The sequence below is a fragment of the Actinomadura sp. J1-007 genome (assembly GCF_009793335.1).
Taxonomy (GTDB): domain Bacteria; phylum Actinomycetota; class Actinomycetes; order Streptosporangiales; family Streptosporangiaceae; genus Spirillospora; species Spirillospora yumaensis.
On the sequence record NZ_WING01000003.1, the window covers coordinates 600463 to 616749 of the forward strand.

At 72.2% G+C, this 16287-nt stretch carries 17 protein-coding genes and 2 pseudogenes; 9 read left to right on the forward strand and 10 right to left on the reverse strand.

Going from position 1 to position 16287, the window contains the following annotated elements; translation table 11 throughout:
- Positions 1-472: 472 nt before the first annotated feature.
- The 4 genes from GEV43_RS44160 to GEV43_RS44175 all read right to left on the reverse strand — a co-directional run bounded on the left by GEV43_RS44160 (position 473) and on the right by GEV43_RS44175 (position 2352).
- Complete coding sequence (locus GEV43_RS44160) at positions 473-769, reverse strand: YiaA/YiaB family inner membrane protein (RefSeq protein WP_160826582.1); 297 nt, start codon at positions 767-769, stop codon at positions 473-475.
- A gap of 89 nt (positions 770-858) precedes the next feature.
- Positions 859-1152, reverse strand: coding sequence for a hypothetical protein (locus GEV43_RS44165; RefSeq protein WP_160826583.1), 294 nt, complete (start codon positions 1150-1152; stop codon positions 859-861).
- Between the two features lie 230 nt (positions 1153-1382).
- Positions 1383-1526 carry a hypothetical protein gene (locus GEV43_RS44170; protein ID WP_160826584.1) on the reverse strand — a complete coding sequence of 48 codons (144 nt, stop codon included), beginning with the start codon at positions 1524-1526 and terminating at the stop codon, positions 1383-1385.
- Between the two features lie 271 nt (positions 1527-1797).
- Positions 1798-2352 (reverse strand): DUF4291 domain-containing protein, encoded by a 555-nt coding sequence (locus GEV43_RS44175; protein ID WP_241684510.1) that lies wholly within the window; start codon positions 2350-2352, stop codon positions 1798-1800.
- Between the two features lie 253 nt (positions 2353-2605).
- Between GEV43_RS44175 and GEV43_RS44180 the strand changes: the two genes are divergently transcribed.
- A complete protein-coding gene (locus tag GEV43_RS44180) occupies positions 2606-3745 on the forward strand; it encodes a winged helix DNA-binding domain-containing protein (RefSeq protein WP_160826585.1) in 1140 nt (379 codons plus the stop codon).
- Between the two features lie 91 nt (positions 3746-3836).
- Here GEV43_RS44180 and GEV43_RS44185 read toward each other — a convergent pair whose 3' ends face one another.
- A complete protein-coding gene (locus GEV43_RS44185) occupies positions 3837-4922 on the reverse strand; it encodes a TetR/AcrR family transcriptional regulator (protein ID WP_206681703.1) in 1086 nt (361 codons plus the stop codon).
- 41 nt (positions 4923-4963) lie between these two features.
- On the opposite strand from GEV43_RS44185, the gene GEV43_RS44190 reads away from it, so the two are divergent.
- Positions 4964-5956, forward strand: a complete 993-nt coding sequence (locus GEV43_RS44190; protein WP_206681704.1) for a TIGR03620 family F420-dependent LLM class oxidoreductase — start codon at positions 4964-4966, stop codon at positions 5954-5956.
- Positions 5957-5997: 41 nt separating this feature from the next.
- Here GEV43_RS44190 and GEV43_RS52855 read toward each other — a convergent pair.
- Positions 5998-6656, reverse strand: a pseudogene (locus GEV43_RS52855) (response regulator); the annotation flags it as partial.
- On the reverse strand, positions 6653-7831 hold the full coding sequence (locus tag GEV43_RS54395; RefSeq protein WP_309240310.1) for a histidine kinase: 1179 nt from the start codon (positions 7829-7831) through the stop codon (positions 6653-6655). The gene GEV43_RS54395 and the pseudogene GEV43_RS52855, both read right to left, overlap by 4 nt.
- Before the next feature lie 168 nt (positions 7832-7999).
- Between GEV43_RS54395 and GEV43_RS44205 the strand changes: the two are divergent.
- From GEV43_RS44205 to GEV43_RS44215, 3 genes and pseudogenes are all read left to right on the forward strand, one after another.
- Positions 8000-8929 (forward strand): annotated as a pseudogene (locus GEV43_RS44205) (ABC transporter ATP-binding protein); the annotation flags it as partial.
- A gap of 307 nt (positions 8930-9236) precedes the next feature.
- Positions 9237-10013, forward strand: a complete 777-nt coding sequence (locus tag GEV43_RS44210) for an ABC transporter permease (RefSeq protein WP_160826587.1) — start codon at positions 9237-9239, stop codon at positions 10011-10013.
- 77 nt (positions 10014-10090) lie between these two features.
- Positions 10091-10825 carry an ABC transporter permease subunit gene (locus GEV43_RS44215; RefSeq protein WP_160826588.1) on the forward strand — a complete coding sequence of 245 codons (735 nt, stop codon included), beginning with the start codon at positions 10091-10093 and terminating at the stop codon, positions 10823-10825.
- Positions 10826-10990: 165 nt separating this feature from the next.
- Here the strand turns inward: GEV43_RS44215 and GEV43_RS44220 are convergent, their stop codons facing one another.
- Both GEV43_RS44220 and GEV43_RS44225 read right to left on the reverse strand, forming a co-directional pair.
- Positions 10991-11293: a hypothetical protein gene (locus tag GEV43_RS44220; RefSeq protein WP_160826589.1), complete on the reverse strand. Its 303-nt coding sequence runs from the start codon at positions 11291-11293 to the stop codon at positions 10991-10993.
- 152 nt (positions 11294-11445) lie between these two features.
- Positions 11446-11844, reverse strand: coding sequence for a PPOX class F420-dependent oxidoreductase (locus GEV43_RS44225; protein ID WP_160826590.1), 399 nt, complete (start codon positions 11842-11844; stop codon positions 11446-11448).
- Between the two features lie 402 nt (positions 11845-12246).
- Between GEV43_RS44225 and GEV43_RS44230 the strand changes: the two genes are divergently transcribed.
- Positions 12247-13173: a helix-turn-helix transcriptional regulator gene (locus GEV43_RS44230; protein WP_160826591.1), complete on the forward strand. Its 927-nt coding sequence runs from the start codon at positions 12247-12249 to the stop codon at positions 13171-13173.
- Between the two features lie 60 nt (positions 13174-13233).
- Here GEV43_RS44230 and paaI read toward each other — a convergent pair whose 3' ends face one another.
- Entirely contained in the window at positions 13234-13767 is a 534-nt protein-coding gene (gene paaI / locus GEV43_RS44235) for a hydroxyphenylacetyl-CoA thioesterase PaaI (protein WP_309240311.1), read from the reverse strand.
- A 71-nt stretch (positions 13768-13838) separates the two neighbouring features.
- Between paaI and GEV43_RS44240 the strand changes: the two genes are divergently transcribed.
- From GEV43_RS44240 to GEV43_RS44250, 3 genes are all read left to right on the forward strand, one after another.
- Positions 13839-14240, forward strand: coding sequence for a nitroreductase family deazaflavin-dependent oxidoreductase (locus tag GEV43_RS44240; RefSeq protein WP_160826593.1), 402 nt, complete (start codon positions 13839-13841; stop codon positions 14238-14240).
- Between the two features lie 253 nt (positions 14241-14493).
- Positions 14494-15579 carry a phosphotransferase gene (locus tag GEV43_RS44245; protein ID WP_160826594.1) on the forward strand — a complete coding sequence of 362 codons (1086 nt, stop codon included), beginning with the start codon at positions 14494-14496 and terminating at the stop codon, positions 15577-15579.
- 98 nt (positions 15580-15677) lie between these two features.
- The gene (locus GEV43_RS44250; protein WP_160826595.1) at positions 15678-16265 is read left to right on the forward strand and encodes a TetR/AcrR family transcriptional regulator; all 588 of its coding nucleotides are present in this window, start codon (positions 15678-15680) and stop codon (positions 16263-16265) included.
- Positions 16266-16287 lie beyond the last annotated feature (22 nt).

Below are 16287 nucleotides of genomic sequence, written 5' to 3' on the forward strand. Positions count from 1 at the left end.
ACGCGAAGGAGGCACTGCGCTACGGGCGTGGAGCAAGCACCGTCCTGCGGACGCAGAGCAGGCACCGCGCTGCGGGCGCGAAGGGAGCGCCGCGCTGCGGGCGCGGAGGGGCGCCCTGCGAGCGCGACGGAGGCGCCGCGCTGGGGGCGAACGGGGGTGTCGCCCTACGAGCGCGGAGGAGGCGCGCGGTGCGGGCGCGGAGGGGGGGCACGGTGCGGGCGTGCGGGCGTGGAGGGGCGTGCGCTGTGGGCGGGCGACGGGCGCTGGGCCTGGAGGGGAGAGGGTCGTGCTGTGTGCTCAATGGGAGGGGGCTTGTGGGGGCTGAGCTGAGGTGTGGGGGGCGTGGCCCTGGAGGGAGAGGCGTGGCCCCGGAGGGAGAGAGGTCAGGGGTGGATGTGGGAGGGGCGTGGGGGCTGGGGTGGAGAGGGGCCGGGCGGCGGGGAGGGGGCGTCGCCCCGGCTCGGGTTTTTGGTCAGAGGGATTGGGTTGAGAACGGGTCGTGCTCTGCCAGCAGTTTGTCCAGCCGGGCCTGGTCGACACGGTTCGTGATGGCCTCGGTCTCCTGCTTGTCGCGCACGCATTTGGCGAGGGTGAACGTGGAGGTGATGACGTACAGCAGGCCCAGGGCGAGGAAGGCGCGGACCCAGCTGCTGACCGGGAGGTACACGATGCCGCCGGCGACGGCGGCGCTGGAGACGGCGAAGGAGATGGCCGCCTGGATGAAGAAGGCGGTGGTGCTGGCCGATTTGGCCGGTGGGGAGGTCGTCATGCCGATAAGTCTGCGGACGGCTCGGCCGCGGCGCTTGAGTACGAAGGCTCAAGCCTGCCTGAGTAATCAGGACGAATGGTGGGGAGTGGTCAGGCCGGATCGGTCTTGAGGAGTCGCAGGAATGCCTTGATGCCGGTGATCACCTCCTGATTGTCGGTGAGGCGTGCGACGGTGTCCTCGAAGCGGCGGCCCAGCGCGTTGATCTTGCCGTTCAGTTCGTCGCTTCGGTTCGAGGTGGTGGTGTCGATGATTTCCAGGCGGTGGTCGAGGCGGAGGTCGGCCTCGTGGAGTTGTTCGGTCGTGCTCCGTAGGTTCTCGGCCTGCGCCTCCAGGAAGGTGACCCGTTCGAGGAGGGCGAGGACGTCGTCGCGCGGGTGACGCACTTCTTGGAGCAGCGTGCCGAGCCTCCGGCGCAGGTGGACGAACCATGCGTGAACGGGTCGGAAGAAGGTGCTGACGAGGTAGAACGCGACGAAGTAGTAGCCGACGACCGCTCCGGAGAAGTAGGCGATGACGGCGATGAGGGCGGCGGAGAGGAGATGGGCCCCGACGGCGGCCGTTCGGCTCCGGCCGGCGATCCTGCATGCTTCGGCCTCGCGCTCCTCTGTGACGGTCAGGCCCGGTCACGGCTGTCGTGAATCTCTTGGAGGAGGCCGCGAGCTTGGAAGTAGACGTTCCACGGAACGGTCAGGAGCACCACGAGCCAGATGAGGCACAGCGCTCCGGCTCCGAGCGACAGGAGTGTGGAGAGCGGCACGTCTGCGACGAAATACAGGACGACCGCCCGATGGCGGCCAGGACGGCGAGGGAAGAGAGGTTTTTGGACACGTTCGAGATCCCGTCTTGGAGGCGGGCGAATGCGCGAAAGCCCGCGTTCTCCGTCTATTTTTGGCGCAGAGAACCGGGTTCGCATGAGTCCGAGTACGGAGGCGCGAGTGAGTAGCTTCGCGCTGCGTCGCTCTCTTTGCTGTTCGCCTGAATCCTCGATGGGAGTCAGTCGGCTCCGATGCGGCGGAGCAAGCTGTCGTTCAACGGGTAGGCGCGTTCTCGGGAAGGAAGGTTCTCGCCTTTGCCGCACATCCGTCCTGCACGAGCCGGTGGATCTTGCGCGCGAGCGGCGTGCGGTCCTCGATCGCGACGATCCAGTCATCGACATAGCGATCGACGATGTGGCGGCTCAGCCCGATCTGGATGCTTCGGGCCTCCAGCTTCTCGCCCCGCAGACTGCGTTCGGGATCCCACTGGACGCGAACGGTCGCTTCGCGGAAGCGGGCCCGCCACTCGTCCGCGTTGCGGAAGACACGGCGGTCGGGATCGGTCGGGACGGCCTCGGAGAGCGCCTCCTCCCAGCCGGACCGTGAGATCCGTACGGCGAGAATCATCTCCTGCCCCGGCTTGCGCGCCCAGTCGCTGCGTGCCATCAGCCAGAGGAACGACGGCTTGATCCATGTCATCCGGCCGCGGGAGAACGGAGCGACGAAGGTGCCGTGTTCAAGCGCCGGGACGGCGATATCGGGACGGTACGCCTGGTAGACCGTGATCGTTTCACGGTCGTATTCGGCGCGGATCTCACGTGTTCGCAATGACGCCTACTCCTTGAGGGTGGTGTGGTTGCTGGATATCGGGTTCGTTCGGGGAGCGGCTGGGCTGGGGGCAGTGCCCGGCTTTATCGGCCTCAGCGGTGGATGGGACGGTGGGTTGGGGATCTCGCCCGGCCTTGTGGGACCTGTCCGAAGGCGGCGGGGGCCGGGCGTGGGTGATGGTTACGGTGGCGGAGGAAGGGACGACGATCAAACGGATTTCCGGTGAGGTCGGCGAGGTGGCAGGCTGACCGGCATGGGAGACGCCGTCCTGCTCAGTCGCCGGGCCCTCAACCGGGCCACCTTGGACCGGCAGATGTTGCTCGAACGTTCCGACGCGGGCGTCACGGAAGCGCTCGAACGGCTCGTCGGGCTCCAGGCTCAGACGCCGCACACGTGGTATCTCGGGCTGTGGTCGCGCCTGAACGGCTACACGCCGGACGCGACGGCGGAGCTGCTGCGGGAAGGCGGGATCGTCCGCATCGCGTTGATGCGGTCGACCATTCATTTGGTGACGGCTGCGGACTGCCTGTGGCTGCGACCCGTCCTGGAGCCGATGATCCAGCGGATGACGAGGACGAGCTGGGGACGCGGAGTCGTCGGCCTGGATGTCACGGAACTCGTCACCGTGGCCCGCGAGCTCATGACCGCCGAGGCGTTGACGTTCAGCGAACTGGGACGGCGGCTCGCGGAACGGTTCCCCGACCATGACGGGCCTTCAATGGCACAGACGGTGCGGGCGCATGTGCCGCTGGCGCAAGTGCCGCCGCGTGGGGTGTGGGGCGAGAGCGGGCCTGCGGCGCATAAACCCGCCGACATCTGGATCGGCGGTTCCGCGGAGGTAAGGGAGGTGCCGAACGCGCTGGAGGAGATGGTGCTCAGGTATCTCGCCGCTTTCGGGCCCGCGTCCATACGGGATGTGCAGCATTGGTGCGGGCTGACGCGATTGAACGAGGTCGTGGAGGGCCTGCGCCATCGCCTGATGTCGTTCCGCGATGAGGGTGGTCGGGAACTGTTCGACTTGCCGGACGCGCCTCGCCCAGATGCGGACACCCCTGCGCCGGTGAGGTTCATCTATGACTACGACAATCTGCTGCGATCCCATGCCGACATCTCCCGGGTCATGATGGTGAAGTTCGCCGCACAGGGGTTTGAAGGCAAGAACGGCGAGGCACCGTCCACCGTTCTGGTGGACGGTTCTGTCGCGGCGACCTGGCGGGTCACGAAGTCGAAGGGCACGGCGACGTTGCGCGTCCGGCCGTTTCGGAAGCTGACGTCGTCGGAGGAAGAGGATGTCGAACGGGAGGCCCGTGGGGTGCTGGCCTTCCTGGCGGACAACGCCAAGGAGCGGGTGAAGGAGCGGGTCGTCGAGTTCGCGGTGCCTGAACCCGGCTGACCGTCCCCGCCCGCCGCGACTGGATCTGGCCCACCGTCCCACCGGTCTGCCGCGCCTGCCCTTGGCCGACCCCCTGCCGCGCTGGTTCGGGCTAACCGTGCTCCGCATCTGAACTTGGCGGGAACGATCCACCGCGCCTGAATTTGGCCAGCCCGTCCACCGCACCTGAAACTGGTCGGCCCATCCGCCACACATGAATTTGGCTGGCCCGTCTGCCGCACGTGAATCTGGGCGGCCCGTCCGCCGCACATGAAACTGGTCGGCCCCGCCGCATCTGAACCTGGCGGAACGATCCGCCGCACCCGAAACTGACTGGCCCGTCCACCGCGTCTGAATTTGGCCGGCCCGTCCGCCGCAGTTGAAGCTGGTCGGCCCGTCCGCCGCATCCGAAACCCGGCTGGGCGGATCGCCGCGCAGGCCGGCCGAACGCCGCGTGGCCTGGCTCGTCGGTCTCTGGCGGAGGGATGTGCGGGGTCAGGAGCGGGGCTGCGGCGGCGGTGGGCTTTCTGGCGGCAGGTGGGCCGCAGAAGCGGGGTGGGCGGCCGGTGGGGGCCGGGGTGAGGGGGGTGCCGCAGGTTTCGCAGCGGCGTGCGGTTTCGTCGCGGGTTTCGTTATGAGGTGGGGTGGGTTTCGTGACGGGCGGGTGGAGGGCGGTGAAGGCCAGGGCGGTCATCCGGCCGGGCGGGCCGGTCGTGCGGCGCTGGCGTTCCATGAGCATGCAGCCGTTCAGCAGGGCGCGGACGTCGTCCACGTCCAGGTCGCGCCTGACCGCGCCGGCCTCTTGGGCGCGCCGCAGGATGACGGCGAGGGCCGCGTCGAACTCGTCCTGGAAACGGCGGCCGTGTCCGGCCTGGCCGAGCCCCTCGCAGAGGGCGTGGTTGAACATCGCGCGTTCGACGACCCATTCGAGGTAGCCGTAGAACGCCTGGCCCGGCTCGTCGGAGGAGGCGAGGGCCCGGGCCTCCTCGACGATGCGTCCGATGCGGTCCTCGATGACCGCCTGGAACAGCTTCTCCTTGGTGGTGAAGTGCCGGTAGACCGTTCCGGCGCCGACGCCGGCGCGGCGCGCGATCTCGTCCAGGGGCACGAGTTCGCCCTCGGCCGCGAACGCCTCCAGCGCGGCCTGGAGGATGCGCTCGCGGTTGCGGCGCGCGTCGGCGCGGGGTCGGCGTTCCACCGGGCTCCTTGGAGATTGACAAGCGGAGTGAGCGTTCCGCTATGGTCGTAAGCGGGTCGCCCGTTCCGATTGTATCGGGACGGGTCGCGCCCGTTGCCGACGGCACTGGGGAGGACGGGATGACAGAGAGCGCGGTCAGCGAGGCGCGGCGGCGTCTGGGGAGGTTCGGGGCCGGGTTGATGGTTCCGCTCGCGCCGGCGGACGAGTGGCGGCGCGCGGCCGTTCGGGTGGAGGAGGCCGGGTACGGCTCGGTCTGGGTGAACGAGGCGGTCGGCGGACGGAAGGCGTTCACCCACCTCGGGATGCTGCTCGCGGCCACCGGACGGCTCGTCGCCGGGACCGGGGTCGCCAACGTGTGGGCGCGCCATCCCGCGACGGCGCAGGGCGCGGCGGCGGGGTTGGCCGACGCCTATCCGGGGCGTTTCGTGCTGGGCGCCGGTGTGAGCATGAGCGACATCGTGGAGGGCAGCGGGCAGGAATGGCGGCCTCCTCTCCAGCACATGCGCGAGTATCTGGACCGTATGGACGCTTCGGCGGAGCGGGCGCCGCGGCCGGACGTGCCGTTCCCGCGAATCCTGGCCGCGCTGGGCCCGAAGATGATAGGGCTCGCGCGGGAGCGGGCGGACGGGGCGCTCCCCGCGACGATGCCCGTCGAGCACACCCGGCGTGCCAGGGAGATCCTCGGCCCGGACAAGCTCCTGGTCGTCATGCAGGGCGTCATCCTGGAAACCGATCCGTCGGCCGCGCGTTCGGTGGCCAGGGGCGCCGCCGTGCGTTCTTCGGCGCCCGGCTCCCCTTACCGCCGCGCGCTCCTCGAAATGGGGTACACGGACGCCGATTTGGAGAACGAGGGCTCTGACGAACTGATCGATGCCCGTTTTCCCTGGGGAGACGAGGCCGCGATCGCTGCCAAACTCCAGGCTCACCTCGATGCCGGGGCCGACCACATTTGCGTGAACGTCTTCGCGCCGGACCTCGCTTCGACGGCGGAGCAGCTCGAACGCCTCTCCCCCGCCCTCAAGACCCTCGTCTGAGGGCGCGCCCATAGCGCGGTGGGACGGAAAGCGGCCTCAGCGGGGCGGATCAGGCCGGATTCGTACGCGGCTATGACGAGTTGGGCCGGTCGCGGGCCTGGAGCTTGGCCAGGAGGCGGCCGATGTGGGTTTTCACGGTCGCGGGGCTGAGGTGGAGGTGGTCGGCGAGTTCGGCGTTGGAGAGGCCGCGGGCGATGAGGGTGAGGACTTCGCGTTCGCGCTCGGTGAGGCCGTCGAGGGAACGCGGCGGGGGGTGCGCGGATCCGCCGTGGCGGACGAACTCGGTGATGAGGCGGCGGGTGACGGACGGGGCGAGGAGCGCTTCGCCGTCCGCGACCGTCCGGACGGCGGAGAGCAGGTCGGCGGGCGGGGTGTCCTTCAGCAGGAAGCCGCTCGCGCCCGCGTGCAGCGCCGAGTAGACGTAGGCGTCCAGGTCGAACGTGGTGAGGATGAGGACGCGGACCCCCGGCGGGCCGTCCGGGGCGCAGATGCGGCGGGTGGCCTCGATGCCGTCCATCTCGGGCATGCGGACGTCCATGAGGACGACGTCGGGGCGTTCGCGGGCGGCGAGGTCGACGGCCTCGGCGCCGGTTCCGGCCTCGCCGACGACCGCGAGGCCCGGCGCGGTGTCGAGCAGGACGCGGAAGCTGCCGCGCAGCAGCGCCTGGTCGTCGGCGACGAGGACGCGGACGTCCGTCACGTGGTGGCTCCCGTCTCGTACGGCATGGTGGCGGCGACCTCGAAGCCTCCGCTCGCGCCGGGGCCGGCGGAGAAGTCGCCGCCGTACATCATGACGCGTTCGCGCATGCCGACGAGACCGTGGCCGGCGCCGGGCGGCGGGCCGCCCGGGAGGACGCGCGTGCCGGGGCCGTCGTCGGCCACGTGGATCCGGAGGGCGCCGCCGTCGGCGGCGACGGTGACGCGGCAGCGGGCGGGCGCGGCGTGCTTGACGACGTTCGTGACCGCCTCCTGGACGATCCGGTAGGCGGAGACGGCGAGGCTCTCGGGCAGGTCGGGGGCGCGGACGTCCAGGTCGACCCGTACGCCGGCCATCGCGGCGCGTTCGGCGAGCGCGGGCAGGGCCGACAGGTCCGGGACCGGCGCGAGGTCGGGGGCGTCGGGCATGGAGCCCTCCCGCAGGACGCCGAGGAGGTGGCGCATCTCGGCGAGCGTGCCGCGGCTGGTCGTCTCGATCACGCGCAGCGCGTCAAGGGCCTCTTGCGGGCGGGCGTCCGCGACGTGGACGGCGACGCCCGCCTTCACGGCGATCAGGCTCATGCTGTGCGCGACGACGTCGTGGAGCTCGCGGGCGATGCGGAGGCGTTCGTCGGTGACGGCGCGGTCGGCGAGCTGGCGGGCGGAGCGCGCGGCGTAGGCGCGGCGCTCGCGGACGGCGCGGCCGATCGTCCAGGAGCCGCCGAGCACGGCGGCGCCGAACACGAGCGTGACGGCCTGGTCGGCGCCGCCGCCGACCGGCCCGGCGAGTGTCCCGCCGAACAGGACGACGCAGCTGACCACGCCGATCACCGGGGTCGGGAGCCAGCGGCGGCGCGGGACGTCGAGCGCGACGGGGTAGACGGCGTACGCGGCGGCGCCGAGCGCCTCGGGCGGGAGGCCCGCGATCACGGAGACGGCCGTCATCGCGAGGACGGCGGCGCAGACGGGGCGCGGCCACAGCCGCCGGACGGCGAGGGGCAGCCAGGTCGCGACGGTGATCGCGATCTCGGCGGGCGCCGCGCCGCCGGAGCCCGCGCGGTTCCCGGTGACCGCCAGCATCAGCATGATCATGACCACGGCGAACGCGGCGTCCAGCCCGGCGAGCTGGCGCCTGCCGAGCCGCCGGGCGAACAGGTTGCGCAGCTCGGGGTCGTCCACGCCACGAACCGTATCCGCCGCGCCGGACCGCTCACCTCGGCCCCGCGGGCGTCAGACCTGGGGCTGACGCGGGGCGGCGGGGAGGCCGAACACCGGCCCTGGGGCGGACGCCCGTTTCCGGACCGGGTTCCGATGTGCGGCGGGGCCCGGCGTACGACCGTGGACGGCATGATCGAAGTACGTGAGCTGACCAAGCGGTTCGGCCGGACGGTCGCCGTGGACGGCCTGTCGTTCCGCGTCGGTCCCGGCGCGGTGACGGGGTTCCTCGGCCCGAACGGCGCGGGCAAGTCGACGACGATGCGCTGCCTGCTCGGCCTGGACGCGCCCTCGTCCGGCGAGGCGCTGGTCAATGGCCGCCCCTACACGGCCCTGCGGCGTCCGATGCACGCGGTGGGCGCGCTGCTGGACGCGGGCGCGGTGCACGGCGGGCTCACCGCGTTCGACCATCTGTCGTGGCTGGCGCGCAGCAACGGGATCGGGCGGGCGCGCGTGGCGGCCGTGCTCGAACAGGTCGGGCTCGCCGGGGTAGCGCGCAAGCGCGTCCGCGGGTTCTCGCTCGGCATGCGGCAGCGGCTCGGGATCGCGGCGGCGCTGCTCGGCGATCCCGGGGTGCTTCTGTTCGACGAGCCGGTGAACGGCCTGGACCCCGACGGCGTCCGCTGGATCCGCGAGCTGATGCGGGCCCTCGCCGCCGAGGGCCGGACGGTGCTGATCTCCAGCCATCTCATGAGCGAGATGGAGCTGACCGCCGACCGGCTCGTCATCATCGGGCGCGGCCGGCTGATCGCCGACACGTCCGTCCGCGAGCTGGCCGAACGCTTCCGGCGCGGCGTCCTCGTGCGCTCGCCCCGTCCCGCCGACCTGGCGGCCGTGCTCGCCGCCGCGGGCGGCACCGTGGAAACACTCCCCGGGACCGCCGGCGCTCCGGGCGCGGACGGTGTGGGGGTCCTGACGGTCCTGGGACTGGACGTCGCCCGGATCGGGGACGAGGCGGCGGCGCACGGCCTCCCCCTGTACGAGGTCACGCCACGCAGCGCGTCCCTGGAGGAGGCGTACATGGAACTGACCGCCACCAGCACCGACTACGAAGCGGGCGCTGGCGGACGCAGAGGTGGTAGCGGTGGCGGCAGTGCCAACGGCGGCGGTGACGGGGGTAGTGGGCGCGACGGCGGCGGTGGCGGGCGCGACGGCGGCGGCGATGGTGGCGGTGGTGGTGGTGGGCGCGACGGCGGTGGTGGCGGCGGTGGTGGTGGCGGCGGGCGCGACGGCGGTGGTGGTGGCGGCGGGCGCGACGGCGGTGGTGGCGGCGGTGGTGGTGGGCGCTACGGCGGGTGGGGCGGTGGAAGTGGGCGGGGTGAGTTGGAGGGGCTTGGGCGTTCGGCGGGTGTGAAGTGGGGGAGGCGCTGTGAACGATGTCGTCGCGGCTGAGTGGCGGAAGCTCTGGGCGATCCGTTCGACGTTGAACGTGCTGGGCGTCGTCGTGGTGTTCTTCGCGCTGTGCGTGCTGTGGTCGTGGTACGTGCGCGGCTACTGGGACGGGCTGTCGGCGGAACGGCGCGCGGGTCTCCGGACGGCGGCGGCCGACCAGCCGCTCCTGCTGGTGCTGCCCGTGTGCGCCGCCGTGCTGGGCGCGCTCAGCATCACCTCCGAGTACGGGACCGGGATGATCCGTACGAGCCTGGCCGCCGTACCGCGCCGCCGGAACCTGTTCGCGGCGAAGGCGGCGGTCTCGTCGGGCGTGATGCTGGTCGCGGCGCTGGTGAGCGCGGCGGCCGCCGTCCTCGCGGGCCGGGCGGTCGTCGGGGGGCGGGCCGTCCCGTCGTTCCACGCGCCCCTGTCCGACCAGGCGCCGCACCTGCTCAGCGTCGGGATCTTCGCGGCGGCGTCCGCGCTGATGGCGCTCGGCCTCGGAGCGGTGCTCAGATCGACGGCGGCGACGATCACGGCGGTGCTCGTGGGGATGCTCGTCGTCCCGAACATGATGAACGTGATCCCGGCGCCCTGGGGCGAACGGCTCTGGTCGTTCATGCCCGCCAGCCTGCCGGAGCAGATCGCGACGACGCCGGGCTCGCGTCCGGACGTCGGGGCCCTCTCCCCCGTGGCCGCGTCCGCGCTGCTCGTCCTGTACGTCGCGGTCGCTCTCGGCGCCGGCGCGTTCTGCCTCACGCGGAGGGACGCGTGACGCGCCGCACGGCCGCCCCCGGTCGGTATGGCCGGGCCTCGGCAGTCGTCGCGGCCGAGTGGCGGAAGCTGCGGTCCATGCGGTCGGCGTACTGGACGGTCGCGGTGGCGGTGGCGTTCGTGCCGCTCTCGGTCCTGCTCGCGATGCAGGCGGCGCACATCTGGGACGGGCTCTCCGCCGAACGGCGGGAGGGGTTCGGCCTGGCGTCGCTGGCCGATCTCGCGGCGTGGGCCGCGGCGCTGTGCCTCGGTGTGCTCGGCGTCCTCTCCGTCACATCGGAGTACCGGACGGGCATGATCCGCGTCACGCTGGCCGCGGTTCCGGCGCGCCGTACCGTCCTCGCGGCGAAGGCCGCCGTCGTCGCGGCCGTCGCGCTCGCCGCCGGGGAGGCGGTCGCCTTCACGACGTTCCTCGCCACCCGGGGCGTGATCGGCGACCGTCCCATCAGCGGCTACACCTCGGCGTTCGGGGACGAGGCGGTGGAACTGGCCGCCGCCGGGGCGTCGGTCGCCGCGTTCGCGCTGTTCGGTGTCGGGCTGGCGTTCGTCCTGCGGTCGACGGCGGGTTCGATCGTGTCGCTCGCCCTCGTCTGGCACGTCGTACCGGTGATGGTCGGCAACCTGCCCGCGCCGTGGAACGACCGGATCGGCTCGTTCATGCTCGGCGGCCTTCCGGCGCAGATCGGCCGCAAGGACCAGAACAGCATCTACGGCGAGTTGCTCCCGCCCGGCGCCGCCGCGCTGGTCCTGCTCGCGTACGCCGTCGTCCCGCTGGCGGCTGCGGCGATCGTCCTCACGCGCCGGGACGCCTGAACACGGCGAGTCCGAGCGTTGAACGTCACGGGCCGCGGACCCGTACAGCCTCATACGGAGGTGCACGAACGGATCGGCGGCGCGTCCCCTGGTCAGGGACACGCCGCCGTTCCGCCTGTGCGGTACGCCCCGCTCCGTACGGCGAGCGGGGCTTCGGGGTGCGAGTTAGCTGGCTCGGAGGTAAGCGGCTCTGACGGACAGGCGGTCTCGCAGGAGTTCGATCGCCTCCGGCAGGGCGGGCGCGGCGGCCTGGGCGCGGAGCCTGCGGCCGTCGACGTCCACGATGGCCTGCGCCAGGGCGGGACGCGGCAGCGCCGGGTCCGCCACGACGCTGAGCGTCACCCTGATCGCCGTCACGGTGCCCTGCGCGCCCGCGAGAGCGGAGCGCACGGCGGTCTCGGCGGTGGACTTCTCGGCCCCGGTGACGTCGCCCGAGGTCAGGAAACGGATCTCTGGCAGTTCACGCATGGTCGAGTGCATCTTCTCCCCAGATACGCGGCGGCGGTCGTCGAATGGTCGTCATGGGCCGGTGCCGCCGCGCCGCCGCGTGCGACGGCACCCCCTATGAATGAAGACCGATTCGGCGTACCCGGAGTTCACCGGACGCTACGAGAGCTTCGTCACTGACCGCTGTTGTAGATGACGTGATCGGGCGTCACGCGGACGTTGACGCGCACCTCGTCGGGCGTGCGCCCCGGGTAGCTGTCGACGCCCAGGTACTTCTTGGCGAGGGCGTCGATGGTGTCCTCGGCGCCTTCGGTGTCGAGGCGCGCGGTGCCCGAGACGTTGATCCAGTGGTACGGGTCGTCGGGGTCCAGGACGCTGATCGAGACGCGGGCGTCCTCCCTGAGGTGCCGTTCCTTGACGCGCCCGACGGCGGTGTTGAACAGCACCTCGTCGCCGTCCACGTCGATCCACACGACGGTGCCCTGGAGCGATCCGTCCGGGCGCAGCGTCGTCACCCACGCGGGGATCGGACGGCCGAGCAGCTTCTTGGCGTCTTCGGAGAGCTTGCCCACAAGGACCTCCTGGTCGGGTCGTACGGCCGAATTCGTGCATGTTATAAGGACCATGGCCATTCCATGGCAATGCGCGACGGTCCCCAACGACAAAACCGCTCGGCTCATTCCAGCGGCGGGCAATTACTTCGGCAGGCGCCGATGACCGTGACCGACCGTGAGGACCTGGAATCGCACCGGCGCGCCTCCGACCCGCCCGTGGAGCGGCGCGCGCGCTCACCGTCCGTCACGTGACCGCGCCGCTCCATGCGCCTTCCCGCGCCGCAACGCGGCCTCTCGCCGTCGATACGTCGGTTCTAAGGGGACACGTTATTTCATACTTCCCAAAAAGGGCCGGGGATCCTCTACCATGGGCCGTGCCGTTCCGCCCGAGGGCGGGCCCGTCGACTGGCTGGTGACCTCTTGCCCCAGGAAGCATCTGCCCCCACGCCTCCGGCCGAGGACGATCCGGCCGGTGGCCGCGTCCTCGACATCCCGAGGCGCGGTGGCCCCACCGTCCTGCGCATCCTGCTGGGTGCGCAGCTGCGCCGGTTGCGGGAGGAGCGCCAGATCTCGACCGAGCAGGCGGGGTACGAGATCCGCGGCTCGCACTCGAAGATCAGCCGGATGGAGCTGGGCCGCGTCGGGTTCAAGGAGCGCGACGTCGCCGACCTGCTGACGCTCTACGGCGTCACCGACCCCGCCGAGCGCGCCCCGCTGCTGGAACTGGCCAGGGAGGCCAACACCCCGGGCTGGTCGCACCGCTACGGCGACGTGCTGCCGTCCTGGTTCGAGGTCTACCTCGGGCTCGAAGAGGCCGCCTCGCTGCTGCGGACGTACGAGCTCCAGTTCGTGCCCGGCCTGCTCCAGACCGAGGACTACGCCGCGGCCGTCGTACGGCTCGGCTTCCCCGACGCCTCCGAGGACGAGGTCGAACGCCGCGTCGGCCTGCGCCGCACCCGGCAGGAGCGGTTCACCGCGCCGGGCGCGCCGACGCTGTGGGCGGTCGTCGACGAGGCCGTGGTGCGCCGCCCCCTCGGCGGGCGCGACGTCATGCGCGCCCAGCTCCGGCACCTCATCGCGATGTCCGAGCTGCCGAACGTGACGTTGCAGATCGTGCGGTTCGGCGCGGGAGGCCACGCCGCCGCCGGCGGGCCGTTCACCATCCTGCGCTTCGCCGAGCCCGGCCTGTCGGACGTCGTCTACCTGGAGCAGCTCACCAGCGCGCTCTACCTCGACAAGCCGACCGACGTCGACACCTACATGCGGGCGATGAACAACCTGTGCATCACCGCGGCCCGCCCCGACGACACCCCGGGCCTCCTCACCGAGATCCTCAACGAGACCTGACCGCCCGACCCCGCCCCCCACGGCGACCGCGGCCCACGTCCCCGGTCCAGGCGCGCCTTGTCATCCCGGGTCCGGACCGTTCGACGCGGGTCCGTCCGGTGCGGGAGCGTTCGGTGCGGGAGCGTCCGGCGCGGGAGCATTCGGCGCGGTGCCGGTGACCGTGCCCTGGGCCTTGCCGATCGTACGGCTCGTTCCGCGGAACTCGGCGATCACCTCGCCGTCGGGGACGCGGCGGACGGTCACGTCGTAGACGCCGCTGCGCCCGAACCGCGCGCGTTCCGCCGCCTCCGCCTCCAGGACGTCGCCCGCGCGGGCGGGCGCGACGAACACCACGTCGCCCGCCGCCGCCACCGTCACGACGTCGCGGGAGTTGCACGCGTACGCGAACGCCGAGTCGGCCAGCAGGAACAGGTAGCCGCCGTGCGCGATCCCGAACCCGTTCACCATCGCGGGCGCGACCGCCATGCGCAGCACCGCGCGTCCCGGCGCGACGTCGGCGATCTCCATGCCGAGGTCCTGCGCCACGCGGTCCTCGCCGTACATGGCCCGCGCGCACCGCCGCGCCAGGTCGGCCGGTTCCGTCGCTTCGCTCACCGTGCCAGCGTATTGATCTCCACGTCCTGGGGAACACCCCATGCGAACGATCACCTGAGGGGGAAGACCGGATGCTATTCGGCAAGGAGCACGTGCAGCGCTACCGCGAGACGGACGGCGCGGAGGGCCACGAGTGGCAGGGCACCGTCACGCTGCTGCTGACCACGAAGGGCCGGCGCAGCGGCAAGGAGCGCACGACGCCGCTGATCTACCAGCGCGACGGCGACCGCTATCTCATCGTGGCGTCCAACGGCGGCACGGACGAGCCGCCGCTCTGGTACCGCAACATCGAGGCGGACCCGTCGGTGAAGGTCCAGGTGCAGGGCGACAGGTTCGAGGCGCGCGCCCGCACGGCGACGCCCGAGGAGAAGCCCCCGCTGTGGGAGAAGATGGCCGCGACCTGGCCCGCCTACAACGAGTACCAGCAGAAGACGGACCGCGACATCCAGGTCGTCATCCTCGAACGCGCCTGACCCGCGACACCGGCGATACCGGCGACACCCTGATCCGTCCGGCGGACCTCTCCGCCGGACGGGTCTCGCGTTCCAGGCCGCCGTCCTCGCGCGCGCCGGTCCCCGTCCTCGTGCGCGCCGGGCGGCGTTGGGACGTCGGGCGTTGCGGGGGCGGGTCGGGGTGTTCTCTTTCGCGGCGGGCTCGGGGGCGTGTAGCGTCGGTGGGGAACATCCGTTCGACCGACTGTCCGTCCGAGGCCGCCGAGGTGCTGAGGTGCCGACGTCACAGAGTGCTCGCGACACCGAGCCGCTTCCACCGCGGCTCCTGAGGCGATGGGACGCCGGGCGGGAGGGTGAGGCCGAGGCCGTCCGGGACGCTCCGGGCGGGCGCTGCTGGCGGGTGGACGCCGCCGACGGGCCGTTCTTCCTCAAGGAGTACCGCTTCGAGGAGGGCGCGCGGCCGGACCGGCGCGGCGTGCTGTTCCAGCACACCGTCACGGCGGCGCTGGACGAGGACGGGCTGCCCGTCATGGCCCCCGTTCCGGCGCGGGGCGGGCGCACGCTCGTCACGGCGGGCGGGCGCGGCTACGTGCTCTATCCGTGGATCTCGGGGCGGCGGCGCGGCGGGCTGGAGTTGACGTTCGGGCAGTGCGAGGCGGTCGGGGAGCTGCTCGGGCGCCTGCACGCGGCGATGGACCGGCTGACCTCGCCCGTACAGCAGAGCCTGCTGATCCCCACGCCGCGCGCCGCCGACGCGGTCGCCGCGATCGACCGGATGCTGGAGGCCGTCCCGGGCGACGGGAACGACTTCGACGCGCTGTCGGCGCGGCGGCTGAGCGAGCGGCGCGCGCTGCTGGCGGAGATGGCCGACCACCAGCCGCCCGAGGTGGAGGTGAGCACGTTCGGCCATCTGCACGGGTCGTTCCACGCCGACCACCTGCGCTACGGCGGGTCGGGGCACGTCACCGCGGTCCTCGGGTGGGACGGGCTGACGACCGGGCCGATCGCGGGCGAGGTGGTGCGGGCCGCGGCGCGGCTGTTCGCCGGGGAGGACGACCGGGGGCTCGATCTCGACCGGGTCCAGGCGTTCGTCCGCGGCCATCGGGCCGCGTTCCCGTTGGACGCCGAGCAGATCCAGTCGGCCGTGCACCGCGCGTGGTGGGAGCGGCTGTGCGACGTCGCGCCGCTGCGGCACCGCTACCTGGGCGAAGAGGGGCCGGGCGAACGGGGCGACGCGGGCGCCGCGGCGCTGGTGTCGTGGTGGTCGGCGCATCTGGAGCGCACCCTCGACCTCTTCGCCGCCCCCTACACCGATCCTCCGGCGGCCTCCCACGCCGACCCGTCGGGCGCGTACGGCTGACGCGCCCGCGCACGGTCGGTGCCGTTTCCGCGACCGTTCCGGCGGGTCGGTCCGCCTCTAAGTTGACCGGGCGTTACAGAATTACTAGCGTCGGCGGCATGGCGCGCACGAGGGAGTTCGACACCGGGGCGGCGGTGGCCGCCGCGATGGAGGTGTTCTGGGACCGCGGCTACGAGGCGACGTCGGTCCGGGACCTCGTGGCGGCGACCGGCGTCGGGCGCGGGTCGCTGTACGCGGCGTTCGGGAGCAAGGACGGCCTGTACGAGGCGGCGCTGCGACTGTACGCGGACCGGTCGGCGGAGGGGATGGCCGCGCGGCTCGCCCGCGACGAGCCCGTGCGCGAGGTGCTGCGCGACGTGCTGCTCGGCCTGGTGGACGAGACCGTCGGCCACCCGCACCGGCGCGGCTGCCTGATGACCAACACGGCGGTGGAGCGGCTGCCGCGCGACCGCGCGGCGGGACGGATCGTCGGCGACGCGTTCGACCGGATCGCGGAGTCGGTGGCGGCGGCGCTGCGGCGGGCGCGGGACCGCGGGGAGCTGCGCGCCGACGCCGACGTCACGGCGTTGGCCGACTACTTCACGACCCTCGTGCAGGGCCTGCGCGTGCAGGGCAGGACCGGGGCGGACCGCCGCCGCCTGGCCTCGGTGGTGGACACGGCACTGCGCGTCCTGCCCCTCCGCTGAGACGTCCTGCCGCACCGCCGAA